This window comes from Acidovorax sp. (assembly GCF_027492855.1).
Lineage (GTDB): Bacteria > Pseudomonadota > Gammaproteobacteria > Burkholderiales > Burkholderiaceae_C > Acidovorax.
This window is the reverse complement of sequence record NZ_JAPUDY010000046.1, coordinates 43,804-68,927: the sequence shown is the minus strand read 5'-3', so window position 1 is coordinate 68,927 and position 25,124 is coordinate 43,804. Positions and strand designations below refer to the sequence as shown.

Annotated in this window: 20 protein-coding genes and 1 pseudogene; 5 read left to right on the top strand and 16 right to left on the bottom strand. The window is 62.4% G+C overall.

The annotated features are described in order from the left end of the window. Window positions 1–16: 16 nt before the first annotated feature. From Q0105_RS08695 to Q0105_RS08675, 5 genes are all read right to left on the bottom strand, one after another. Window positions 17–1,561: an altronate dehydratase family protein gene (locus tag Q0105_RS08695; protein ID WP_298210806.1), complete on the bottom strand. Its 1,545-nt coding sequence runs from the start codon at window positions 1,559–1,561 to the stop codon at window positions 17–19. 11 nt (window positions 1,562–1,572) lie between these two features. After that, window positions 1,573–2,967: a TRAP transporter large permease gene (locus tag Q0105_RS08690; protein WP_298210804.1), complete on the bottom strand. Its 1,395-nt coding sequence runs from the start codon at window positions 2,965–2,967 to the stop codon at window positions 1,573–1,575. A gap of 30 nt (window positions 2,968–2,997) precedes the next feature. After that, on the bottom strand, window positions 2,998–3,555 hold the full coding sequence (locus tag Q0105_RS08685) for a TRAP transporter small permease (RefSeq protein WP_298210802.1): 558 nt from the start codon (window positions 3,553–3,555) through the stop codon (window positions 2,998–3,000). Between the two features lie 70 nt (window positions 3,556–3,625). Next, a complete protein-coding gene (locus Q0105_RS08680) occupies window positions 3,626–4,612 on the bottom strand; it encodes a sialic acid TRAP transporter substrate-binding protein SiaP (protein ID WP_298210846.1) in 987 nt (328 codons plus the stop codon). Between the two features lie 32 nt (window positions 4,613–4,644). After that, entirely contained in the window at window positions 4,645–5,400 is a 756-nt protein-coding gene (locus tag Q0105_RS08675; protein WP_298210800.1) for a FadR/GntR family transcriptional regulator, read from the bottom strand. Between the two features lie 107 nt (window positions 5,401–5,507). Here Q0105_RS08675 and Q0105_RS08670 point away from each other — a divergent pair, with 107 nt between their 5' ends. From Q0105_RS08670 to Q0105_RS08660, 3 genes are read left to right on the top strand one after another with little or no spacing between them, the layout of a single operon-like run. Next, window positions 5,508–6,629 (top strand): mandelate racemase/muconate lactonizing enzyme family protein, encoded by a 1,122-nt coding sequence (locus Q0105_RS08670; RefSeq protein ID WP_298210798.1) that lies wholly within the window; start codon window positions 5,508–5,510, stop codon window positions 6,627–6,629. 26 nt (window positions 6,630–6,655) lie between these two features. Further along, a complete protein-coding gene (locus Q0105_RS08665) occupies window positions 6,656–7,402 on the top strand; it encodes an SDR family oxidoreductase (RefSeq protein WP_298210796.1) in 747 nt (248 codons plus the stop codon). A 34-nt stretch (window positions 7,403–7,436) separates the two neighbouring features. Continuing rightward, complete coding sequence (locus Q0105_RS08660; protein WP_298210795.1) at window positions 7,437–8,285, top strand: fumarylacetoacetate hydrolase family protein; 849 nt, start codon at window positions 7,437–7,439, stop codon at window positions 8,283–8,285. 49 nt (window positions 8,286–8,334) lie between these two features. Here Q0105_RS08660 and Q0105_RS08655 read toward each other — a convergent pair whose 3' ends face one another. From Q0105_RS08655 to Q0105_RS08630, 6 genes are all read right to left on the bottom strand, one after another. Next, window positions 8,335–9,177, bottom strand: a complete 843-nt coding sequence (locus Q0105_RS08655; RefSeq protein ID WP_298210793.1) for a ProQ/FINO family protein — start codon at window positions 9,175–9,177, stop codon at window positions 8,335–8,337. Window positions 9,178–9,289: 112 nt separating this feature from the next. Further along, complete coding sequence (glcF, locus tag Q0105_RS08650) at window positions 9,290–10,558, bottom strand: glycolate oxidase subunit GlcF (protein WP_298210791.1); 1,269 nt, start codon at window positions 10,556–10,558, stop codon at window positions 9,290–9,292. An 83-nt stretch (window positions 10,559–10,641) separates the two neighbouring features. Beyond that, window positions 10,642–11,778, bottom strand: a complete 1,137-nt coding sequence (gene glcE, locus Q0105_RS08645; RefSeq protein WP_298210844.1) for a glycolate oxidase subunit GlcE — start codon at window positions 11,776–11,778, stop codon at window positions 10,642–10,644. A 240-nt stretch (window positions 11,779–12,018) separates the two neighbouring features. After that, window positions 12,019–13,440: an ammonium transporter gene (gene amt, locus Q0105_RS08640; protein WP_298210789.1), complete on the bottom strand. Its 1,422-nt coding sequence runs from the start codon at window positions 13,438–13,440 to the stop codon at window positions 12,019–12,021. 34 nt (window positions 13,441–13,474) lie between these two features. Further along, window positions 13,475–13,813, bottom strand: coding sequence for a P-II family nitrogen regulator (glnK, locus tag Q0105_RS08635; protein WP_298210787.1), 339 nt, complete (start codon window positions 13,811–13,813; stop codon window positions 13,475–13,477). A gap of 43 nt (window positions 13,814–13,856) precedes the next feature. After that, window positions 13,857–14,567, bottom strand: coding sequence for a TorF family putative porin (locus tag Q0105_RS08630; protein WP_298210785.1), 711 nt, complete (start codon window positions 14,565–14,567; stop codon window positions 13,857–13,859). 219 nt (window positions 14,568–14,786) lie between these two features. On the opposite strand from Q0105_RS08630, the pseudogene Q0105_RS08625 reads away from it, so the two are divergent. Further along, window positions 14,787–15,674, top strand: a pseudogene (locus tag Q0105_RS08625) (magnesium chelatase domain-containing protein); the annotation flags it as partial. Window positions 15,675–15,883: 209 nt separating this feature from the next. After that, window positions 15,884–16,972 carry a M15 family metallopeptidase gene (locus tag Q0105_RS08620; RefSeq protein ID WP_298210784.1) on the top strand — a complete coding sequence of 363 codons (1,089 nt, stop codon included), beginning with the start codon at window positions 15,884–15,886 and terminating at the stop codon, window positions 16,970–16,972. Window positions 16,973–17,233: 261 nt separating this feature from the next. Here the strand turns inward: Q0105_RS08620 and Q0105_RS08615 are convergent, their stop codons facing one another. The 5 genes from Q0105_RS08615 to Q0105_RS08595 all read right to left on the bottom strand — a co-directional run bounded on the left by Q0105_RS08615 (window position 17,234) and on the right by Q0105_RS08595 (window position 25,052). Beyond that, window positions 17,234–18,133: an HET-C-related protein gene (locus tag Q0105_RS08615; protein WP_298210782.1), complete on the bottom strand. Its 900-nt coding sequence runs from the start codon at window positions 18,131–18,133 to the stop codon at window positions 17,234–17,236. Window positions 18,134–18,143: 10 nt separating this feature from the next. After that, the gene (locus Q0105_RS08610) at window positions 18,144–18,890 is read right to left on the bottom strand and encodes a hypothetical protein (RefSeq protein ID WP_298210780.1); all 747 of its coding nucleotides are present in this window, start codon (window positions 18,888–18,890) and stop codon (window positions 18,144–18,146) included. 31 nt (window positions 18,891–18,921) lie between these two features. Next, entirely contained in the window at window positions 18,922–19,845 is a 924-nt protein-coding gene (locus Q0105_RS08605; protein ID WP_298210778.1) for a serine protease, read from the bottom strand. Window positions 19,846–19,847: 2 nt separating this feature from the next. Then, window positions 19,848–21,503 carry a caspase family protein gene (locus Q0105_RS08600; protein ID WP_298210776.1) on the bottom strand — a complete coding sequence of 552 codons (1,656 nt, stop codon included), beginning with the start codon at window positions 21,501–21,503 and terminating at the stop codon, window positions 19,848–19,850. A gap of 114 nt (window positions 21,504–21,617) precedes the next feature. Next, window positions 21,618–25,052: a TM0106 family RecB-like putative nuclease gene (locus tag Q0105_RS08595; RefSeq protein WP_298210774.1), complete on the bottom strand. Its 3,435-nt coding sequence runs from the start codon at window positions 25,050–25,052 to the stop codon at window positions 21,618–21,620. Window positions 25,053–25,124: the final 72 nt, after the last annotated feature.

The window sequence follows — 25,124 nt, the reverse complement described above, 5'->3', positions numbered from 1 at the left end:
CAAAACCCGAGGCCACCTACATTACCGCGCCGATCTGCCAGGGCACGAACTCGCTTTGCCCATAGCCATGCCGCTCGCTCTTCGTGGTCTGGCCGGACGCAGTGGCCAGCACCAGGTCAAAAATGCGCTGCCCCATTTCGGCGATGGTGGCGCTGCCGTCCACGATCTCGCCGCAGTTGATGTCCATGTCCTCTTGCTGGCGCTGCCACAGCACGCTGTTGGTGGCCAGCTTGAGCGATGGTGACGGCGCGCAGCCGTAGGCCGAGCCGCGCCCGGTGGTAAAGCAGATCAGGTTGGCGCCGCCCGCCACCTGGCCGGTGGCGCTCACGGGGTCATAACCCGGCGTGTCCATGTACACAAAGCCGTGTGCGGTGACGGGCTGCGCGTACTCGTACACCGCCTGCAGGTTGCTGGTGCCACCCTTGGCCACTGCGCCCAGCGATTTTTCCAAAATGGTGGTGAGCCCGCCCGCCTTGTTGCCGGGCGATGGGTTGTTGTTCATCTCGCCCTGGTTGATGCGGGTGTATTCCTCCCACCACTGGATGCGCGAGACCAGTTGGTGCGCCACCTCGGGGCGCACCGCGCGGCGCGTGAGCAGGTGCTCGGCGCCGTAGATCTCGGGCGTCTCCGACAGGATGGCCGTGCCGCCGTGCGCCACCAGCAAATCCACCGCCGCGCCCAACGCGGGGTTGGCGCTGATGCCGCTGTAGCCGTCCGAGCCGCCGCATTGCAGCCCGATGGTGATGTGGCTGGCGTCGCAGGGCTCGCGCCGTGCGCTGTTGGCGGCGGGCAGCATCTGCTGCACCAGGGCAATGCCTTTTTCCACCGTCTGGCGCGTGCCGCCGCTGTCCTGGATGTTGAAGGCGCGCAGCGTGTCGCCCTCACGCAGGCTGCTGTGGGTCAGCCAGGCGTTGATCTGGTTGGCCTCGCAGCCCAGGCCCACCACCAGCACCGCTGCAAAGTTGGCATGGGTGGCATAGCCCGCCAGGGTGCGCTCCAACACCTGCATGCCCAGGCCCTGGGTATCCATGCCGCAGCCGGTGCCGTGTGTGAGGGCCACCACGCCGTCCACATGGGGGTATGCCTCCAAAGCGGCGGGGTTGGTGTGGCGCGAGAAGTGGTCGGCAATGGCACGCGCGGCGGTGGCCGAGCAGTTCACGCTGGAGAGGATGCCGATGTAGTTGCGCGTTGCCACGCGGCCATCGGCACGCCGGTAACCCATGAAACTGGCGCTGCGGCGCACGGGCTCGTGCTTCACGTCGGCGCCAATGGCGTAGTCGCGCAGGGCGCCGCCCGTGTTGGCGCCTTTGTCCGGCCCCATGTCGAGGTTGTGCGTGTGCACATGCTCGCCCGGCGCGATGTCGCGGCTGGCAAAGCCGATGATCTGGTTGTAGCGGCGCACTGGAGCGCCCGCAGCAATGGCGCGCACGGCGACCTTGTGGCCGGGCGGCACCAGGCCTTTGACGGCAACGCCTTCGACGGTGGCGCCGCCCAGCAACTGGCTGCGCGCGATCAGCACGTCATCGGCCGCGTGCAGGCGAATGAAAGGGGATGTTGTCATCGCGGCGCGCCTCAATAGAACATCTTGGGAAGCCACAACACCGCCTGGGGAAAGCAGGTGATGAGCACCAGGCTGCCCAGCAGCGGTATCAACCAGGGCAGGATGGCCATGGTGGTGCGCTCCACGCTCAGGTTGGCCACACGCGCCAGCACAAACAGCACCATGCCCATGGGCGGGTGCAGCAGGCCAATCATCAAATTGAGCACCATCACCAGGCCAAAGTGCACCGGGTCCACCCCCAGTTGCAGGCAGATGGGCAGCAGGATGGGCACCAGGATGGTGATGGCCGCCGTGGGCTCCAGGAAGCAGCCCACAAACAGCATCAGCAGGTTGGCCATGAACAGAAAGGTCAACGGGTCGCGCGTGAAGCCCAGCACCCATGCACCGATGGCGGTGGTGACGCCCGTGGCCGTGAGCATCCAGCCAAAGATGCTGGCCGCCGCCACGATGAACAGCACCGTGCTGGTGGTCTCCACGGTGTCCAGGCAGACCTTGACGAACATCTTGAACTTGAGCGTGCGGTACCAGGCAAAGCCCAGCACCATGGCCCAGATGCAGGCGGCGATCGCGCCCTCGGTGGGGGTGAAGATGCCCGTGGTCATGCCGCCGATCAGCAGCACGGGCGTCATGATGGGCAAGACCGCCTCAAACCGGAACAATTTGTCTGCGGCAAACAATGCCACCAGGCCCACCAGCACCGTGGCCTGCGCTGGCAGGCCGGCCTTGTCTACCAGCAGCCACAGCAGCACCGGCCAGCCCAGCACCACGGCCAGCTCGATCAGCGCCTTGGACACGCGCGCCCACTCAAAGCGCACGTCGCCGCCCCAGCCGTTTTTGTGCGCAAAGTAGGCCACCGTGAGCATCATGGCAATGGCCATGAAAACCCCCGGCAGGATGCCCGCGAGAAACAGCGCGCCAATGCTGACGTTACTCATCATCCCGTAGATGACGAAGGGCAGGCTGGGCGGAATGATGGGGCCTAGCGTGGCCGATGCGGCCGTGACGCCCACGGCGAACTCAGTGTCGTAGCCATGCTCTTGCATGGCCCTGATCTCGATGGTGCCCAGGCCCGCTGCGTCGGCAATGGCCGCGCCGCTCATGCCCGCGAAGACCACCGAGCCCACCACGTTCACGTGGCCCAGGCCGCCCTTCATCCAGCCCACCAGCGCCAGCGCAAAGTTGTAGATGCGCGTGGTGATGCCAGCGTTGTTCATCAGGTTGCCCGCCAGGATGAAGAAGGGCACGGCCAACAACGGAAAGCTGTCGATGCCCGAGATCATCCGGTGGATGACCACAAAGGGAGGCGTGTTGCCGCTGATGAGGATGTACACCAGGGACGAGCCCGCCATCGCAATCGCGACGGGCAGCCCCGTGGCCATGAAGGCCAGGAAGATGATCTTGAGCATGGTCGTGGGGGGTTTTCAGGGCCGAGGGGGTCAGCGGTCGTCCATCGTGGTTTCGGGGCGCTCGAGCACGGAGTAGCCGCGCCGCCAGTGCACCAGCGCCACCTGGACAGAGCGCACAAACATCGCCGCAAAACCCACCAGGCACACGCCGTAGACGATGTTCATCGGCAGATCGACGATGGTCATGTTGTAGCTGTCCATCTTCTGCATCAGCATGCCGGTCAGCACCACGGTGGCTGCGTAGAACAGGGTACGCATCACGTCTACAGCAATGGCCATTGCACGTGCCACGGCGGTGGGCATGAAGCGGTAGAAAAAATCCACCTGGATGTGGTTGTTCTTGGCAACACCCACGGCAGCGCCGATGAACACCGTGGCGATGAGCAGGTAGCGAGCGATCTCTTCCGTCCACGCGGCCGAGTCGTTGAGCGCGTAGCGTGTGAGGAACTGGTAGAACACGGTCAGCCCCAGCAACCAGAAGAAGCCCAGGGATACCCAGCCCTCCACGGTCACAGGGCTGAGATCAACCACTTCGTCCTCGACGTGGATCTGACCGTCGTCGCCAACGATCTTGTGGGCTTCTTGCATGGCATGCTCCCTGGTCAATGGGGTTGCAGCCCGCGCGCAGCGCGGGCCGTGAAGCATTGAAGGCGGGTTCTTATTTGATGGCCTGGATACGGTCCCAGTCCTTCTTGTCGTAGCCCATGGTGGACATGTCGATGGCCTTCACGATGCGCTCACGAAAGGCGTTCTTGTCCACCTCGATCACGGCGATGCCCTTCTTCTTGAACTCCTCGACCAACTCGCCCTCACGCTTTTGGATGTCGTTGCTGGCACCTGCGGCGGCTTCCTGCATGACCTCGGTGAACAGCTTTTTCTCCGCGTCGCTCAGCTTGGTCCAGACATGCGGGGCCACCTGGGTCATCAGCGAGTCGTTGATGTGCCCGGTCAGGATGATGGCCTTTTGCACCTCGTAGAACTTCTTGGCCTCGATGGTGGGCAGCGGGTTCTCTTGCGCGTCCACGGTTCCGTTTTGCAGCGCCAGGTACACCTCGGCAAAGGCGATGGGCGTGGGGTTGGCGCCGCAGGCGCGCGGCAGCGCCATGTAGGCGGGCACGTCGGGCACACGCATCTTCAGGCCCTTCATTTCGTCGCAGGTCTTGAAGGGCTTGTTGCTGGTGGTGTGGCGCGATCCGTAGTAGGTCATGGCCGTGGCCTGCACGCCAGTCTTTTGCTTGTAGCCCTCGGCCAACTCCTTGAACACGTCGCTCTTGGCGTACTTTTGCAAGTGCTCTGCGTCGCGGAAGGTGTAGGGGTAGTAGCCCACGCCCATGCGCGGGTAGCTGCGGGCCGCGAACGATGCGCCCGAGATGATGATGTCCACCGTGCCCAGTTGCAGGCCCTGGTTGATGTCGCTTTCCTTGCCCAGCGTGGACGCCGGGAAGACCTGGATGTCAAACTTGCCGTTGCTGCGCTTCTTGATTTCGTCAGCGGCCCAGACAGACCACTTGTGGTACGGCTCGGATGTCTCGTACACATGGGCCCATTTGAGCTTGGTTTGCGCAGCCGCAGGGCTCAGCATGCCACTGGCGCAAAGGGCCAGGGCGCAGGCCGTCAGAGTTTTGAGGGTGGTTCGTTTCATCATCGTCATCGCTTGTCTCCGCCAGGGGTTGTGGGTCAAGGAAGCTCGTCTGTGCCACGGCGGGCACGACTGTGAGGCGCTGCGGTTTTGACCTTGCGCCAACTCACGCTGAAGCGGGCATGCGCCCGGTCCATGTGGTTTTGCATTGCGGCACGCGCCGCGTCGGGGTCGTGCGCGCGGATCGCGTCGAGCACGGCTTCGTGCTCGGCGATCGCTTCGCGCCAAGAATCCACGTTCTCAAAGTAGCCGCCCAGCCGTGTGAACACGGGCCCGCGGCGCGAATCCCAGAAGCGCTGCACGGTCTCCAGCAGCACCACGTTGTCGCAGGACTCCACCACGGCGGTGTGAAAGGCGCGGTCGCCCAGCAGCGGCATACGGCCTGCGTCGGCATCGGCACGCATACCTTGCAGTGCCTCGCCAATCTGCGCGATGTGTTTGCGCTTGGCCATCTGCGCAGCCAGCGCGGCCGTCTCGCCCTCGACCACGCGGCGCGCACGGATCAACTCAAGCGGCCCCCATTCGGCAGTGGCCGCTGCTTCGCTGCGGTCCGCGAGGCTCTTGCGGCTTTTCACATACACGCCGGAGCCGGTGCGCACCTCGACCCAGCCCTCTACCTCCAGCGCGATCAAAGCCTCACGCACGGAGGGGCGGCTCACATCCAGTTGCTTGGCCAAGTCGCGCTCTGCAGGCAGCCGCGCACCCACTGCGAATTCACCCGCCACGATCAACTGGCGCAGCTGATTGGCGATCTGGCGGTACAGGCGTTGGGGTTCGACGGCGTGCAAGGGCATGGAAACAAGTGACTTAGGGTTAGCCTGAATTGGTTAAGTGGTCAGGCCAATTCATGATCCCATGCATTGCCCTTACGCCACCATCGGGCGAAACCCTAGAGCGAGTCATGAAGCCTCAAACCACCATCGAATCCGTCCGCCTGCGCCAAGTCAACCTCCCGCCCAAGGTGGTACGCACCGACGCCATCCAGTCTTTCGTGACGCAAGAGACGGTGTTGCTGACGCTGCGCTGCAGCGATGGCGTGGAGGGCACGGGTTACGCCTACACCATCGGCACCGGGGGCTCGTCGGTGATGGCGCTGCTGCACGACCACCTCGCGCCCCGGCTGATCGGCCGCGACCCGCTCGACCTGGAGGCGATCTGGAAAGACCTGTTCTTCAGCACCCACGCCACGGCCGTGGGCGCCATCACCAGCCTGGCGCTGGCCTGCGTGGATACGGCGCTGTGGGACTGGCGCGCGCGCAGCCTGGGGCTGCCGCTGTGGAAGCTGCTGGGCGGCGCACAGCCGCGCGTGCCGGTCTACACCACCGAGGGCGGCTGGCTGCACCTGAGCGCCGCAGAGCTGGTAGACCAAACCCTGGCAGCCAAGGCCCAGGGCTTCAAGGGTGCCAAGGTCAAGATCGGCAGGCCGCATGTGAGCGAAGACGTGGCGCGGCTGTCTGCCGTGCGCGCTGCGGTGGGGCCGGGCTTTGACATCATGACCGACGCCAACCAGGGCTTCAACCGCCCCGAAGTCGTGCGCCGGGCCCATGCCTTCGCGGGGCTGGACCTGGCCTGGCTGGAGGAGCCCCTGCCCGCCGAAGACGTGGCGGGCCACCGGCAACTGCGCGAGCACACGCCAATCCCGGTGGCGGTGGGCGAGTCGATGTACCACCTGGCACAGTTCCGCGAATACCTGGAGCAAGGCGCGTGCAGCATCGTGCAGCCCGATGTGGCGCGCATCGGCGGCATCACGCCGTGGATCAAGACCGCGCACCTGGCCGAGGGCTTTGGCGTGCCGGTGTGTCCGCACTTCTTGATGGAGCTGCACGTGAGCCTGTGCGCCGCCGTGCCCAATGCGGCGTGGGTCGAATACATCCCGCAGCTCGACGACATCACCACCAGCCGTATCCGGGTGGAAGACGGCTACGCCCACGCCCCCAGCACGCCCGGGCTGGGCATCGAGTGGGACTGGCCGGTGATTGCCGCGCGACAAGTCACCGAGGTGCAGGTAGCACCTGCGCGCTAATCATTTCTGTTTCAAGGACTTCACCCATGCGACTTCAAGGCAAAACCGCACTCATCACCGCCGCCGGCCAGGGCATTGGCCGCGCCACCGCGCTGGCCATGGCCGCCGAGGGCGCCACCGTCTGGGCCACCGATGTGAATGCCGCGCTGCTTGCCAGCTATGACGGCGTTGCCAACGTGAAAACCGCCGTGCTTAATGTGCTCGACAAGGGCGCCATCCAGCGGGTGGTGGGCACGCTGCCGTCCATCGACATCCTGTTCAACTGCGCGGGCTTCGTGGCCAACGGCACCGTGCTGGACGCGACCGACGATGACTGGGACTTCAGCTTCCACTTGAACGCCCGCGCGCAGTTCTGGATGATCCAGGCCGTGCTGCCCAAAATGCTGGCCAACAACGGCGGCAAGGGCGCAGGCAGCATCATCAACATGGCCAGCGTGTGCGGCAGCGTCAAGGGTCTGCCCAACCGCTGCATCTACGGCGCCAGCAAGGCGGCGGTGGTGGGGCTGACAAAATCGGTGGCGGCCGACTATGTGGGCCAGGGCATTCGCTGCAACGCCATCGCACCCGGCACCGTGGACACACCCAGCCTGGGCGAGCGCATCAACAGCTACGCCGATCCCATCGAAGCGCGCAAGAACTTCATCGCGCGCCAGCCCATGGGCCGCCTGGCGCGCGCCGAGGAGATCGCCCCCATCGTGGTCTACCTGGCCAGCGACGAGTCGGTCTTCATGAGCGGCCAGGTGTGCTCGGTAGACGGCGGCATGACCATTTGAACTGGCAGAACAACCACCTGCACGAAAGGAACCCATGAAACTCGTACGCTATGGCAACCCCGGCAAAGAAAAACCAGGCCTGATCGACGCCCAGGGCGCGCTGCGCGACCTGAGCGCCGTGATCCCCGACATCGGCCCCAACCAGTTGGGCGATGCAGCGCTGGCCAAGCTGGCCCGGCTGAAGACCGACAAGCTGCCCCTGGTCAAAGGCAATCCCCGCTACGGCGCGCCGCTGACCGGCGTGCGCAAGTTCATCGCCATCGGCCTGAACTACGCCGACCACGCAGCCGAGTCCAACCTGCCCATCCCCGCCGAGCCCGTGGTGTTCATGAAGGCCACCAGTTGTATCCAGGGCCCGAACGACGCCGTGATGCTGCCCAAGGGCTCCAAGAAGACCGACTGGGAGGTGGAGCTGGGCGTGGTGATCGGCACACGCGCACGCTACGTGGCGCAGAAGGATGCGCTCAACCACGTGGCGGGCTACTGCACCATCAACGACGTGAGCGAGCGTGAATACCAGATCGAGCGCGGCGGCACCTGGGACAAGGGCAAGGGCTGCGACACCTTTGGCCCCATCGGCCCCTGGCTGGTGACGCGCGACGAGGTGCCCAACCCGCAAAAGCTGTCGATGTGGCTGGATTTGAACGGCCAACGCATGCAGACCGGCAACACCAAGACCATGGTCTTCAACGTGGCCAAGATCGTCAGCTACGTCAGCCAGTTCATGACGCTGGAGCCCGGCGACGTGATCACCACCGGCACGCCGCCCGGCGTGGGCCTGGGCATGAAGCCACCGCTCTACCTCAAAAAGGGCGACGTGATGACGCTGGGCATCGAAGGACTGGGCGAGCAGCGGCAGGAAGTGGTGGCGTTCAAGCTGTAGGGCTGCGTCAGCCCCGCTTGCTCCGTTTTAGCGTACAGCCCGCAGCCGATCAGGCGGGCTGCGCAATGGCGGCGCGTTGGCGGCGCGCGCGCTCCAGCATCTGGCCCACGGCGCGTGGGTCCATGCCATACATGTCGGCAAAGGCCTCCAGCGTCTGGCCGCTGGCGTCAAAGGCGCGCTGCAGGGCTTCGTCCTTGGCGTTGCGGGCGGCCCATTCGGCAAAGGCTTCTTCGAGGATGGCGTTGGCGGCCTCGTCGCGGCCCTGCACCAGCACGGTGTAGTCCTCGCGCGTGAGGCCCGAAGCCTCGAACGCGGCCATCATGCGGTTGCGCAGCTTGGGCAACAGGTCTTCGGTGGCGCGCGCCTTGTTGTTCTTGCGGCGGCGATAGACCTCGAGCAGCGCGTGGTGCACATGCTCGGGGGCCATGTCTTCCACGGGCTGGCCTTGCAGGTCATGGCGCTTGTCGCCCGCCGCCACGCTTTGCAGGTAGCGCGTGGAGCGCGTGTGCAACCCCAGGGCCACCTTGAGCGCATCGCGCTCAAACACCTCGGGGTGCGCAGCCTGCAGATCCTGGAAGATGCCGCGCTTGAGCGGGCGGAACACCGCGCCGAACAGGTGGGGGTACAGCCCGGCCAGTTGTTCCAACGCGGGGTGAACGCGCTGGGGGGCACGTGAGGCGGCATCGGGCGCGGCGGCCTGGGGCACGGCCTCGGCAGCACCCTCGGGCTTGCGGCGGTTGCGGCCGCCGCGGCGTGATCCTCCCTTGCGCGGCTGGGGCGCACCGGCCTCGGCAGACGCGGCGGCGGGCGCCGGGGCCTGCACAGGTGCGGCCAGGGGGGCGTCAGGGGCTGCTGTGTGAGAGGGTTCTTGTGCGGACACGGAGTCGGTCATGGGGTGCAGTTCGGTGCGAATGGGAGGCAACAAAACCCTCAATCATGCCAGCGTTGGGCACGCAGGTGGCAAACACCCTGGGTTGCCGCCTGCCTTGCGTGCGCAATCCCCTTCACCGTATCGGCCGGGCACCCGCGCGCAGTGCTTCGTCCAGCACCTCCACCCAGTGCCGCACGGGCGTGCCCGTGCCGCTTTGCAGGTGCGTGATGCAGCCGATGTTGGCTGACAGGATCATGTCGGGCGGCTGCTCGCCAAAGGCTTCATTCAACACATCGAGCTTGCGGTCGCGCAACTGGTATGAAAGCTCGGGGTTCAACACCGAATACGTGCCCGCCGAGCCGCAGCACAGGTGCGCGTCATTGCGCGCCGTGCGCAGCTTGAAGCCTAGGCGGTTGAGCTGCGTTTCAACACCGCCGCGCAGCTTCTGGCCGTGCTGCAGCGTGCAGGGGGGGTGGTAAGCAAACAGCGTGTCGGGCTGCTGCACGCGCCCGGCGAGTTTGTCGGCCAACTCGGGCAGCATGGCGGGCAACAACTCCGACAGGTCGCGCGTGAGGGCGCTGATGCGCTCGGCCTTGGCGGCATATTGCGCGTCGTCCTTGAGTATGTGGCCGTACTCCTTGACGGTGACGCCGCAGCCCGATGCGTTCATGACGATGGCCTCCACCCCGCCAGCCTCCACCAGGGGCCACCAGGCGTCGATGTTGGCGCGCATCTCGGCCATGCCGCCGTCCTGGTCGTTGAGGTGAAACTTGACGGCGCCGCAGCAGCCCGCCTTGGCCGCAATGACGGTCTGGATGCCAACTGCATCGAGCACGCGCGCGGTGGCGGTGTTGATGTTGGGCATCATGGCCGGCTGCACGCAGCCCGCCAGCAACAGCACCTTGCGCGCATGTTCGCGCGTGGGCCATGCGCCCGCGGGTTGCGGCGCAGGTACCTTGGCCTTGAGCGCGGCAGGCAGCAGGCCGCGCACCATTTGCCCCGCCTTCATCGCAGGGGCGAACAAGGGCGATGGCAAGCACTCCTTCAGTGCCCAGCGCAGCGCCTTTTCACCCACCGGGCGGGGCACTTTCTCATCAACGACCTTGCGGCCAATGTCCACCAGGTGGCCGTACTGCACACCGCTGGGGCAGGTGCTTTCGCAGTTGCGGCAGGTCAGGCACCGGTCCAGGTGCATCTGGGTCTTGCGCGTGGGCGCTTCGCCTTCGAGCACTTGTTTGATGAGGTAGATGCGCCCACGTGGCCCATCGAGTTCGTCGCCCAGCAACTGGTAAGTGGGGCAGGTGGCGGTGCAAAAGCCGCAGTGCACGCACTTGCGCAAAATGGATTCGGCTTCCAGGCCATCGGCACGGGCGCGGTATTCGGGGGCGAGTTGGGTTTGCATGGGGTGCAGCCTGGTCGGAGGACGGAAAACCTGGAAGTCTTGAAACGGATGGCGCGTACAGCGCAGAGGGGCAGACGGCTGGCCTACCAGGCGTGGGCCATGCGCCCAGGATTGAAGATACCCGCAGGGTCGAAGCTGTGCTTGAGCCGGGTATGGATCTGCTCCAGCGCACTGGATTGGAGGTAAAATTGGCCTCTAGCGCTTGATCCATAAGCGCTAGCAGCTACAAAAACAGAAGCACTCCCACCCACTGCATGGGCCGCCTCGCGCAGCGCATCACCCGCCGACTCGGGGGCCTGCACCCAGCGCAGCGCGCCATGCCATTCCACCAGCGGCTGGGCACCGCCGGGCAGGGCCAGCACCGGGGCCGTGGCGGGCACCGACAGGCGCCACAGCGCGTGGCCGGGCTGCGCGGCACGGGCGGCGAACCAGGGCAGGGTTTGATCGCGGCAAGCGACCCAGTCGGGGGCAACGGTGGCGTTGTCCATGCGGGTGCCGCCCATGGCCTTGCAAGCAGCCTCCACCGCCGCCATGGCGCCACGCAGGCGCACATACAGCGTGCCCACGCCTTCATCCTGCACCCAGCAACTGGCGTTGAGCGGCAGCGGCTGCCCGCCCCAGGCGTGCAGCTTGCGCAGAGCATCGGCCTGGTTGATGCCATCAAACCGCAGCGTGGCCTCGCCGGGCGCCACGGGCAGCACCTTGAGGCTCACCTCGGTCAGCAGGCCCAGCGTGCCCCAGGCTCCAGCCATGAGGCGCGAGACGTCGTACCCCGCCACGTTCTTCATGACCTGGCCGCCAAAGGTCAGCAGCTCGGCCTTGCCATTGAGCAGCGTGACACCCAGCATGTAGTCGCGCACGGCGCCCACGCTGGCACGCGCCGGGCCCGACAGGCCCGCGGCCACCATGCCGCCGACGGTGGCGCCCTCGGACGGGTTCTTCGCGAAATGGGGCGGCTCGAACGGCAGGCACTGGCCCTGCTCGGCCAGCAATGCCTCCAGCTCAGCCAGCGGCGTGCCTGCCCGCACGGTAACAACCAGCTCGCTCGGCTCGTAGCTCACGATGCCGCCCAGGCCTCGGGTGTCGAGCACCTCGCCGTGCAACGCCAGGCCGTGGAAGTCCTTGGTGCCCCCTCCACGGATGCGCAACGGGGTCTGGTCGGCGGCGGCAGCGCGCACACGGTCGGTGATCTGGTTGAGGGCGTGGTCCATCCCTTGAATCGTAGCGGCTGGCATGGGCAGCACGCGGGATTGCAAACGTGAATTTTTTGAACAGCACGTGTGCAATCTGCTCTGGTGGGGCCGTCGCCTGGCGGCGCGCGGGATGGGGCGAGACGCTCTCCCGGTACAAAAAAACCCGCCGTGACCGGCGGGCTGAAGAGAACCAGGAGAAGTCGCTCGCTTGTTTTTCTAGAACGCCACGGTGCCACCAGACACCGCAGCGCGCCGGGTACCGGCGGATCAGCGGTTGTACGCCGTCTCGCCGTGCGATGTGATGTCCAGACCTTCGCGTTCTGCTTCTTCCGAGACACGCAGGCCCACGAGCAAGTCGGCAACTTTGTAGGCGATGAAGGCCACGACGCCAGACCACACGATGGTGAACAGCACGCTCTTGACCTGGATCCACACCTGGGCGCCCATGGCGAAGGTGTCGGGAGTCAGGCCTCCGGTGCCGCCCAGGCTTTGGGAGGCGAACACACCGGTCAGGATGGCACCCAGGATACCGCCCACGCCGTGCACGCCGAACACGTCGAATGCATCGTCCACGTTGAGCATGCGCTTCAAGCCACCCACGCCCCACAGGCAGACCACACCGGCGATCAGGCCCATGACGATGGAACCCATGGGGCCCACAAAACCTGCAGCGGGCGTAACGGCCACAAGACCGGCCACGGCACCGGACGCAGCGCCCAGCATGGAGGCCTTGCCCTTGTGCAGTGCTTCACCAGCGATCCAGGACAGCGTGGCGGCAGCGGTGGCCAGCACGGTGTTCACGAAGGCCAGGCCCGCACCTGCGTTGGCGGCACCGGCGGAACCGGCGTTGAAGCCAAACCAGCCCACCCACAGCAGCGAGGCGCCCACCATGGTCAGCGTGAGGCTGTGGGGCGTGAGGGCTTCGCGGCCGTAGCCAATGCGCTTGCCCACCATGTAGGCGCCCACCAGGCCAGCGATACCGGCGTTGATGTGCACCACGGTGCCGCCCGCGAAGTCAAGCGCGCCGTCGGCCGCCAGCAGGCCGCCGCCCCACACGATGTGGGCCATGGGCACGTAGCTGAAGGTGAACCACAGCACGGAGAAGATCAGCACGGCGGAGAACTTGATGCGCTCGGCGAACGAGCCCACGACCAGCGCCACGGTGATGGCCGCGAACGTGCCCTGGAAGGCCAAGAACACGTACTCAGGGATGGTGATCAGGGCGCCAAAGGTCTCCTGGGTCACGCCCTTGAGGAAGATCTTGTCCAGGCCGCCGAAGAACTTGCCCTCGCCCGAAAACGCCAGGCTGTAGCCGTAAATGGCCCACAGCAGGGAGACCAGCGAGAAGACCACGAAGACCTGCATCAGCACGGACAACATGTTCTTGGAGCGGCCCAGGCCGCCATAGAACAGGGCCAGCCCTGGGATGGTCATCAGGATCACGAGCAGCGTAGAGGTCAGCATCCAGGCGGTGTCGCCGGAGTCGATCTTGGGCACGGGGGCTGCGGCGGCGGCCGGTGCGGCTTCAGCGGCAGGCGCGGGGGCGGCCGCTGGAGCAGGCGCGGCAGCGGTCGCAGAGTCCACCGTGGCCGTGGCCGCAGCGTCAGCCGCAGGGGCCTGGGCGAGGACGGCCGATCCGCCGGACAGCAGACTCAGCCCCAGAACGAAGGAAGCAAGCAGTTTTTTCATGGCAATTTCTCTTGTGTCGGTGGCGACTGGGCCCTTACAGGGCTTCCTTGCCGGTTTCGCCGGTGCGGATGCGCACCACTTGTTCCAGGTGGGTCACGAAAATCTTGCCGTCGCCGATCTTGCCGGTGCGGGCAGCACTTTCGATGGACTCGATCACGCGGTCCACCAGGTCGTCCGAAATGGCGGCTTCGATCTTGACCTTGGGAAGAAAGTCCACCACGTACTCCGCACCGCGGTACAGCTCGGTGTGGCCCTTTTGGCGGCCAAACCCCTTGACCTCGGTCACCGTGATGCCTTGCACGCCGATGTCGGAGAGCGCCTCGCGCACCTCGTCGAGCTTGAAGGGCTTGATGATGGCTGTCACCATTTTCATTTTCAGATCCTCCTAAATGGGCGCCACCGGCGCCCCTTGAGATTTACAGGGTTTTGGTGAGCGTGACGATCACACGCGATTTGTTGACGGGGCCGAAGTAGTCCCGCTTGTTGGCGCCCACCACGGCAGCGCCCAGCGATACGCCTGAACCGAAGTCGTAGGCAGCGCCCACGCTGTAGTCCATGTAGTTGGGGGCCGCGATGTCGCCGCCGAAGCGGGTGAAGCCCACCGAAGCCTTCAGCGTAGTCTGGGGCGCCACCTCTTGGGCGAACGCGATGTTCAGATAGCCGGTGTTGCGGCCCTTCAAGCCGGGGCCTGCATAGGCGAAGTAGTCCTTGGACAGGGTGTGCGAATACTTGGCCGTCACCGGGCCGAAGGTGGCGGCACCATAGGCCTCGGTGGTGTTACCGTGGCTGTTGCCGGGGTAGATGTAGGTCAACAGGCCCACGTCCAGGTCCACGCCGCCGGCCTTGAACTTGTAGCCACCGTACAGGTCGGATTCGAGCGAGTTGCTGGGCAGCCAATCCACGCTGGAGTTCCAGTTGCCCACATAAAAGCCGGACTCACCGAAGGCGTAGTCAAAGCCGCCTTGCAGCGCAGGCTTGACGGCCTTGACCTTGGATCCATCCTGGTCCTGGCCACGGAACTTGTAGTTGCTGGTCAGGCTGACGTTGGCCGTGAGCTGGGCATTGGCCAGCAGGGGCAGGGCTGCAACAAAGGCAACGCCCAGGGATTGGATTGTGGCGCGGTTCATGTTTCCTCCGGTTGGACAAAATTGGGACAAGCGCTTTAAGCACGGACCGTGCCACCACGCCGCGCGGCAGTCTGCGCGCGGTTGCGTTGGGTTACAGGAATCCCCGGTACATTGGTGGCGGGTGCCGTGCACCGGGCGCGCCGCACTTATCTGGTGCAAGGGGCTGTCGGGCCACGCCAGACCTTCACAAAACGCACCCATCTGGGGAGAAACCGCTTCATGAGTCTTGCTTTGGTGCAAAGCCGCGCCCTTCTGGGGCTGCAGGCGCCTTCTGTTACCGTCGAAGTGCATCTGGCCAACGGTTTGCCCAGCTTCACGCTCGTGGGGCTGGCCGAGGTGGAGGTGAAGGAGGCCCGCGAGCGGGTGCGCTCGGCGCTGCAGAACGCGGGGCTGGAGTTTCCGCACAACAAGAGGATCACCGTCAACCTCGCTCCGGCCGACTTGCCCAAGGACTCCGGCCGGTTCGATCTGCCCATTGCACTGGGCATCCTCGCCGCCAGCGGCCAGATTGACGCCAGCCGCCTGGCGGGCTATGAATTTGCGGGCGAACTGTCGCTGTCGGGTGAGTTGCGCCCGGTGCGCGGCGCACTGGCCACCAGCCTGGCGCTGCAGACGCAGCAGATCGACGCACAACTGGTGCTCCCCCCCGGCAGCGCCGAAGAGGCCGCCCTGGTGCCTGCGGCCCAGGTGGTACGCGCACGCCATCTGCTGGACGTGGTGCGTGCCTTTCTCCCGCCCGGCAGCGTTGCGGCGGGCGATGCCGATATTGACAATGACGGCTGGACGCGCCTGCAGGCCACGCCCATGGCTGCCAGCACCCCCGGCCCAGACATGGCCGACGTGAAGGGCCAGGCTGCGCCCAAACGCGCGCTGGAGATCGCAGCGGCGGGCGGCCACAGCGTGCTCATGGCCGGGCCGCCAGGCTCGGGCAAGTCGATGCTGGCGCTGCGTTTTGCGGGCCTGCTGCCTGCGATGACCGTGCAAGAGGCGCTGGAGAGCGCAGCCATCGCCAGCCTGGCCGGGCGCTTTCGGCCCGAAGCCTGGGGCCAGCGGCCCACGGGTCAGCCGCACCACACGGCCAGCGCGGTGGCCATGGTGGGCGGAGGTGTAATCGTGAACGCTATTTGCGAATGATTGGAATTAAATGCGAATGATGCAAAAAGTTGATCAATAAATGCGAATCGAATGCTCCGGGGACAGGTTTGCGTGGAAATCAAAAGGCATAGGACCACGCATCAGGGCTTGGACATTTAACGCTCTGCTTTTTCTCAGAAGTGCGCTAGAACAATGTGCACCGTTGACTAGGAGAAGCCGAAATGCCGGAGAAGTCTTTCCACCATCCTCTATTTGGAGACATCACCTTCCGCACTGCCAACAAGGCACAGTGGGTACGCGGTGATGCTATTGTCTTTCTGAGCGGGTTCGACGACGCCGAAGTGATGCCCCTTGTTATCCCGCAACTGGCGCGCATCGAAGGCGCGCAAGGCGGACGCCTTCGCTTTCACCGCCGCGGCCACGCGCAGCTACTGGCCGCGTTCGCTGCAATTGAGTCGCAGGGCCTGCTGCACCACATCAAGACCTGTGCAGGCACCTGGAACAAAAGGCTTCGCAAGCCCATCGGCGGGGGTATCAGCACCCTGCCCTCCAACCACGCATTCGGCATTGCGATCGACTTGAACTCCGACGACGGGAGCAACGGGGCCTCAGTGGCGCCCGTGGCCCCCATCCTCAAAGCACATGGGTTCACCTGGGGCAAGGTATTCAACGACCCCATGCATTTCGAAGTCAACACCTTTTTGCCGGCAGGCGGTGAAGCGGTGCCTTTGCCCGAAACCGCGCCGATTTCTTCGGGCACTTTCGTTGCCTGCCGACAGAAGGTGCACAACCGGGGCGCGCCGCCCCTGGCCTTCCTCACCCAGCTTGTAGAGTGGGGGCAAACGGCAGACAGCGATATCTTCCAGCGCAACCAAGCCTTTGATATTTACTCCAGCGTCGTGTCCAGGCTTGGCCCCTGGCGCGGAGACCTGCACAGGCGAGCAGTGATGCTCGAGGTGCTCCGGGTCCTCGCGGGGTTCGAGAGCTCTTGGTCGTGGCAAGAAGGCCGGGACAACACCAACCCCAACTCCAACACGCCCTGCACCGAAGAGGCAGGGATTTTCCAGTGCTCTGGCAACTCTATGGACTACAGTCCAGGCCTCAGGCAGCTGCTGGTCGATGCGGGGGGAGACGGAAGCTGCGAATCCTTCATCGAAAAAACGAAGAGTGACCATCGTTTCGCGCTGGAGTACTGCGCACGGCTATTGCGCATCACGACCAAGCACCACGGCCCCATCAAGAATGAGCACATCCACCCGTGGCTTCGCAAGGACGCAGTAGATGAAATATTGACGCTTCTTGAGAGATGAATGCGCGCACGGCGGTGCTGCCCGGCCCGTGCCCTGGGCTGCGTGCGCGCGCTTAATCAGGCACGTCCTTGTCAGTGCCGACAATAAGGCGTTCATGCTCATTGGGTTCTAAGCTTGTTCCGATCGGGGTAGAGGAATGGGCGTGCAAAATCATCGCCGACTGGCAAAGCGTTGGGACGAAAGCTCCATAAAGCAATGCGCTGCTGGTCGATAAAGGCCCTCACGACGTTAGCCGGCGGTCGAACTCCGCCTGGGTGATGCCTATAAGCCTCTACGCTCCAACGCAATCTCAAACGCCACTTGGGGTCCGTTCATTTCCTTAAGAATCGGCCAACGTTCAAAAGCATCCTGTATGAATTCGAGAGAGGCGGAACGTGCAAGCTCGACAGCCAACTGGTATTGGCTTATTCCCATGGTTCCTGCCGCTTTTCTTCCGCTTGATGTTTTATCGCTGTCCTTAGCCAATGCAGCATGCGAAAGCGCTCCCTTCGCACATTTTTGGGGCAAGCCCCAGAACACGAAACCGGATACCAAGCCCTTCGTCTGCAAGTGCTCAATGCGCTCCCGGCCGTCCTGCCGCCACGGCGCCAGAAGAACCACATCCTCTCGTCGTTTGGCCGTTCGCACTTGGAGCTCGATATAGTTGGAGTGCGCGTAAAAGTCCTGCACGCTATGTAGCACTTGCCCAAGCAAAAAGAAGGCCTTTTCTGTGAAAGCCTGCGCTTTGGCAAGATCGTTTGTGGCTTTCGCAGACTTAGCCAACTCAGCGTTGACCCCGACGTCTCTAAGCACCTCTTCAATGTAATCCGTTGATGCTTTGAAGTCGCAGTTGTCGAAGTGTGCCTTCGACTCGAACTGATGGGCAGAATCTTGAAAATATAGCGCTCGACGAAGCTCGCCAATATAGGTATTGCTAGCCAAGTTGCGAATCAGGATCTTGTGGGTTGCCGTCCCAAAACGTCCATCGCATCCCACGCACATGAACTGCGCATCGACCTCAGTAATGGCAGGAACATCTACCTGCGGGACAGGGGGCTTCTTTCCTTCTCCAAAAGCAGGGGTAATACTAAGCGCCCCCGTGAGCACTGCTCCCAAAGTTTTGATGAATAGTCGAGCCAAGAGATGAGGGCCACATGTAAACGTCGTTTTGAATGCAAGCATCAAAATCACCTTAACTTAGCTTTGCGCACGCTTCAAGCTCAACGGCCAAAGTACGGAGCAGCTTTGCCGCAGCTTCGCTCTCTGGAGATTTGGCAGTCCGAACACTAGCGCCGGCCGCTGCCGCAGCGGTTTGCACAGCGTTGTAGCGCCCGAAGTAGTCGACGAGGTCGGTCTTAGATGGGGTACTCGCCCTTAGCGAATAAAACCCACTCAGGTGGGTGTGCTGCACGTACTCCACGTTTCTGATAACGTCTTCAGGCGCCGAAGAGATCGCATCTATTGCACCTTGATCTCCAGAGGTGCGGGCAAGCCGCAATGCATCGGGAGTAAGCATTCCCAGCCGTCCGTGCATGCAACTCAGGCGATTGAAAGTCGCCAGCGACAAGTCGACCTGCTGTTCCTGCTTGAACCGATTGCTCGTTGACAGCCCCACTCCGGCCAGAAATAGTCCTGAGTTGAGTAGGCCGGTCTTGTCCGCGACCCCACCCAGGACAGCAGCAGTGCCACCAACGGTAGTCAAATCAGATGTGTCCCAGGAGCGGTTTGCGCGATCACGCAGGGCTCCAATGGTCACCGCCATATATGCCGAAAGCGCCCGTGTCGCGTGGGAAATATCGTACGTCGACTTTTTATCTTCCTGCATCTCATTCGTGACATAGGAACGAAAGGGTCTATGCTCCGCATCCGTGGGGATTGGCCTGTACGTTGTACAGCCGCACAGCGTCAAAGAAATGAACAGCACGAAAGCGATTTTCATGATTCCTCCTGATTAATTTATTTGATGCTGCTCAGCAGCCCGACCCGCCACTCATACAAGCTGCGAGCCAAGGGGTAAATGAAGAGACTCTGGAATACACGCCAAACTTGTTGGGAAGGCCACACCCTTTGCCCCAGCTGACGATACCCACAAGTACCGGCTTGACGGAGTTGATTGATGCAGTCAACGGGCCTCCACTGTCACCCTGACAAGCATCGAGCCAGAGCTTCTCATTCTTGATCTTGGGGGGTGAACCGGCGCAAAGCATTCGTTCTGTGACGGCCTTGTTGTAGGCGCTGAATTCGTTGCACGAGTCTCTGGAAACGTACGGCACGTCGATGTAGTTAAGAACCGTCGTCTTTGACTTGTCCTTTCCGTCGGAGCCCCAGCCCGTTACCCGAAGCGTCTTCCCCTGCACGAGCGCCGATTCTTCTGCTTCGGTTCCAACCACAGCGATCGACTTCACAATGCCGCCAAGCTTTAACGGCTCCTTCAACTCCACGAGAGCTATGTCGTTGTCGTTGTTGCCTTGGTCGTATTGAGGGTGGACGATGATCCTTGTTCCCGCATACCGGGGGCTCGTGTTATTCAATACCGTCGTGCCTACGACTATCAGATAGTCTTCGGTCAAGAGGCCCCGCACGCAATGGGCGGCCGTGACGATCCACTTTTCATTCACGATAGAGCCGCCGCAGAAGTGGGCTTCCTTCTGATCAGGCACCCAAGAAACACCGAGTGAGACCTGCCACGGATGTGAGTTTGGAGGTACGGGCTCGCCGCCTGTGATCTTGTAGCTCAGCCCTTGCTGATATCGCTTGACCGCTGCGATATAGTCTTCGGGCAGATCCCGGCCTCTAAGCGCCGCAGGCAATGGCAGTTCGGTTTGGGCTTGGACGGGTAACCCCAGGGCGACCGATAGCGTGGCGACAATAAGGATGCACGAGTCTTTTTTCATGGCTATCTGAAAAATCGAATCCGAACCATTCCGGCAGGCACGCCGCTCGCATCGGATACCGAGGTGATCTTTTTCCTGTCTACGCCAGCCTGAACAAGTAACGATTCTGCGTGGAGCGCCCTTAACGAACGCAAATCTTCGGCTTGATGACATTGACCGCCGTCGCCCTTGCAAACCACCGCTCCGGATTCAATAGACGCCCAGGAAATGCTCTGGTAGCCATCTCCTGCTGACGCGATCAACTTGTACACATCTATCTCCCTGACGAGGACCGAGTTGGTCTCAGGATTAGGACTTATCAGCCCCTCCACAAGGGGCACACCAATTGATGCCGTTGAAATGGCCTTGAATGCTGGCGGTGGCTCTACATAGACTGGGCCATCAACGGAACGAACTCGCGCCTCAAGCCAAGCCTGCCCTGATGCGTCTGTTGTGGTACCACTAAACCTCAACAGTGCGCCTCTTGGCAACGTCGCAAGAACTTTTCCGGAGGAAGATGGCTGAGATCGAACGTTGATCGGCCTGTTGGTCACGAGAGCTGAGCTAGCCACCATGGTGTTGGCGATCTGGTCGCGAGTCGGCTTTTGCATGGCGTCGACTGAGAAGTCGCCACCAACCTTGGCAAGGGCCACTGTGTTCGCGAAACTGTAGTGAGCACTGACGTCCGAATAGGCAATACGTGTTGTCGAACCTTCCCACGCAAGTGCGGCAAATGTCGGAGGCACTTTGCTTGTAGCGACTGCGGTTCCTTCGGGGTTGTCTCTAAGCCACTCACGCGCGGCTATCGAGTAGGCGCTTGAAGGAAACATCCTGAGGAAGCGCTTCACATCATCGATCGTTCCTCGCGTTACAGCATTGAGCCACGCTGTCTTCGCAGCGCGCCTGGATTCTTCTGAATCTCGGAACCAGATCATTGCTGTTGGCGATTCGTTATACCAAGGCAGTTGCTTCTCGCCAGATTTTTCTAGAACCCGGCTGTTTACGTCGCGCTTGACCTCGTTGTACTCATTCAAGCCGGATTTCAATGATTCGACGAGAGCCTCCGTGAAGATGCTCTGCTTACCCTTGACAGTCGCTGTCTGTCCAGGCTCCGCAGCATAAATGAGCGCCATGTTGGTCGTCATCCGCATTGACGGTTTGATAAGCCCCTTCGGTAGCTCCTTCTCGCTGCCATCAGACTTCTCAATCTTGGGGCCCGTGTACGTGCGGCAAGCATCGAGAATCACCATGCTGATGCCCGGATTTTGTTCCGCCAACTTCCGATGAAACTCTTCGATGGAGACGAAATACTTCGATAGATCACTCTCGCGTAAAGTCCCAGGAAGCTTGGTGGGGACAGGGAAGTTCTCGCTCCCAAACGACAGTCCGTGTCCGCTGTAGTAGATGAGCGCGAAGTCCGCCTCTTTGATCTTATTTAGGAACTTGTTCAGCCCTCCGTTAACCAGTTCATCCTGGGTGCGGAAGTTTGAGATCGTGTCGACCTCAAAGCCAAATTCTTTGAGCTGTTCGGCAAAGGTTGTTTGGTCTACGTCAGTGCCTTCCAGCCTGCCGCTTGAATAATCCCAATTGGCGATGATGAGTGCGAGACGCTTTACTGGTCGCTCCACCAGATACCTAGCATCAGGTTCGGCATGGACCATAGAGATACCGACCGACATGAGGCCGACGGCGACTAGCAAAGCACGGTGCCTAAGCGCAGCTTGAAACAACACATCACTCCTTCGCACCACCGATAAAAGGGCGCTGGAGCAATGCCCTAACGCCACTCGAAATTACTCACCAATGTCCACGCGGTCAAGAAAATTGTGGCGATTGCACGATATAGCTGAAGCGGCCGCCCTCCCCACCGAAGCAATCCAGCAAAGCGTGTTGACCAAGCCCATCTGGGCAGGGCTCGTGCACTTGATGGAAGTGAGTGCTGGATTGGCCACGAGGACAGCCAGTGACTTGGCGCGAGAAACGGCCACGTTGAGCCGGTTCTTGCTGAACAGGAACTCCATGAAACGAGGCAGCTCTGCCTCGCTGGAGGTCGTCATGGAGATGAGCACCACCTCGGCTTCTTGCCCCTGGAATTTGTCCACCGTTCCAACGCGCGCATCTGCTGGGAGCGTCTCACGCAGCAGGTTCACCTGCATGTTGTACGGAGCTACTACGAGGATGTTTTCAGCCTTCATTGGGCGAACCGATCCGTCGTTGGCCGTGTAGCGCTGGCGCAATAGGTCCTCATAGAGCTGCTTGATCAGCAGAGCCTCCTCCTGGCTCTGCTGAGAGCACCCCGAGTGGTCGATCGGCGCAAAAACAATTCCCGCAGGCTTGAGCAGCGGCAGCGCATCGTCATGCAGGACGAGCACACGCTTCACGTTGTTCGCCTGCGGTTCCAGACGCGAGTCGTAAACCGCATCCGAGATGAAGGAGCACACCTCGGGATGCATCCGCCAGGTTGTCTCCAGAAAGATACCGCGGTTGGGTGCAATCGTCGCCACGCCATCCAGCAGGTAGTCCAACGAAGAGTCTCCTGAGCGTCCAGGATGGACACCCTGGGTCGGCTGAGAAAGCTGCATCTGGTCGCCCAGCAGTACTAGGTTGCGCGAACTGGTACCCACGGCAATCAGATTGGCCAGGGACACCTGCCCTGCCTCATCAACGAAAAGGTAGTCCAGATACTGGTCAGCGCTCGGTCGAGCGAACAGCCAAGCAGTGCCTGCAACAAGGTTCGCACCGCACGAGAATGCCTCATCATTGTCGTAGACGTTCTCGATGCCGTCGCCCGGGTACTCCGAGTCTTCTCCTTTGGTGGACTTCTTGACGCCTTTGAAGGACACGCCCTGCTCCTTCGCCACCTCGACCACCTTCTCGAGCAGGTGATTGATGGGTCGATGGGAGTTCGACGTGACGCCCACCCGCTTGCCGGCAGCCAGCAATGCCACGATAACGTGCGATCCCGTGTAGGTCTTACCGGCGCCGGGCGGTCCCTGGATGAACAGGTAGCTGTCCTGCATGTTCAACACCACCGCAGAACAGGCCTCGACAGTCGCGGCTCCTTCGATCATGGGAGCTTCAGGGGTCTTGTTTGCAATCAACGGCACATCTCGGCTAAGCACACTCTCCAGAGCTGAGTACCGATGGTCACCACTGACAAGGGTGTCGGCGAACCTGAAGAGCGCATCCTGGATGACTGCCGTCGAGATTGGCTTGCCCGGGCCAAGACTCAAGTGAGGCGGCGGAGCCTCCTTGGACGGACCAACCTTGAATTGGATAAGCTTGGCTTCGACATCCATCCGAATGTCGCCGAGCGCATTCGCGTTGTCCGCTCGGGTGACGCTGCTACCGTCACGAAGCTTGGTCTCCTGGACGGGGTACGTGTAGGTGTAGATGACTGAACGCTTGTCCTTGAACGGGGGATTGCTCGGGTCAACTCGGAGTCTAGCCAGGCACTCGGGGTCCTCCATCAGCTCGTCTTCGCTCATCTCCATGCGTGCAAACATGGCCCAGTACGCTGGCTTGTCAGCGCGTCGGTGGAAGTCGAGCAGCTGGTAGGTCAGCTCCCGGGCAGACTGGTCAGCCGTCCAGGTGAGCCGATCTTCGGGCAACGGCTCAACCAAGGCCGCCCGATACGGAACCAGACGAGCCTCGGCATCACTCAAGGGCTGCGATGAAGACGAAGCGGCAGCGCCTCCATTCAACACCGGAGCCGCAGCCCACGGCATCGCACCAGGCCGCAGCGTCAGGAGCCAGTCCCTGAGCTCCTGCGTGGATCGAACGTCGTCTTCGTTGTACTTCTCGATGGCGTCCAACAGGGCTTGATCGCCGGTCTCCTTCCAGCGCTCGTACCAGACGATGCTGGCGCCGGCATTGGTGACGTCGCCCTCGCGTGCTTCAAGATAGAAATGCTCGATGTTCTTGATTGAGTAGCGAGGCTCGGAGACCATGATGCCTTCACGCACCACTTGGTAGAGGTCAACAAGCACGCCGCGGCGCAGCCAGTTATCAACCTCGGCTTCGCGTGTCGCGTGAAACGTCATCAGCTTCTTGAGTGCCGTCTCCTCGTACTTTGCATAGTGGTAGACGTGCGCATCGGGAAAATCCTTCAGTCGAGCCACCACGAAGTCGACGAAGCGTTCGAAAGCGACTCGCTCTTCCTGACGGCTGTGAGCCCAGAAGCCCTTGAAGACCCACTTGCCTTCATCGCTCAAGTAGAGACCGAACAGGTACTCCAAGCCACCCTCTTCCAGCGGGTCGCCTTCCATGTCGAAAAACATGTCGCCCGGGCTTGGCTTTGGCATTCGACGCAGACCTCGCCCCAGTTCCTCCGGCAGGAGCACCACTCGGCCCTTGCCGGTGCTCCTGGCCTCGACCTGAAGGCTCGCCTGTGCGCGCAGTTTCTCCAGCGTCGCTGCAGGAAATTTTGCCACCTGCGCACCAGGCTGCAGCCCAGCCAGCTTGGCCATCGTGTCAACGCCCGCCGCCCGGAGCTTCTGTATCTGGCCACGGGCGATATTGGCTACCTGATTGAGGTGGTCATCCTCCAACCACTGCGCCTTGCAACGATGACTCCAGCGGCACACATCGCAGTGATTGCAGGGCTCCGGGTAGGTCTCCCTGTGCCCCTCCTCCATGCGCATCAGAAAGCGCGCCAGCAAGACCTCGAAGTAATGCGCGTAGTCGGCACAACGATAGGTTTTGCGCGTCCGGTCACCCAGGATGACATGCATCGACTGAGGTGCCACGCCTTGCACTACTGCCAGCAGCTTCGAATAAAACGACAGCTGCACCAGGAACTTGGCCTTGGGCGTACGCGAGAGCTTTGTGTCGGAGACCTCGTAACTGTAGTCGCCCAGGTTCGAAGGGTTTGGCACCTTGATCAAGAAGTCAGCGAAACCGGCGAGGTTTCCCTGAAGCAAGGTGGCCTGAAAGATGACATCGACCCCAGCCTGCATGGCGTCGATGGTTGCTGCCACCTTAGTCTCAAGCGCCGTGTTGCCGTCGGCGATGTCGACGACCGCCAGCCTCTGATCTCTTAAGTGCTGCACGTAGGCGTCTTCGTGCTCATAGCCCTTCTGCTGAATGAGCTGAGTCGACTCATCCACATCCGCCAGCGGCAGTGGATGTTCGAGATGACGCAAGTCAAGCGACGTGATGTGCTCGCACTCGAGGAAATTGACCAAATCAGTCGCGGCGTAAAGGCGCCCTGAGCCTCGGTTCTGCATATCCTCTCCCCTTTTTCAACCATTCTGTTAAGGGTGCTCGGCGTCGTCCATAGGGGGTGGCGCCGAACGGAA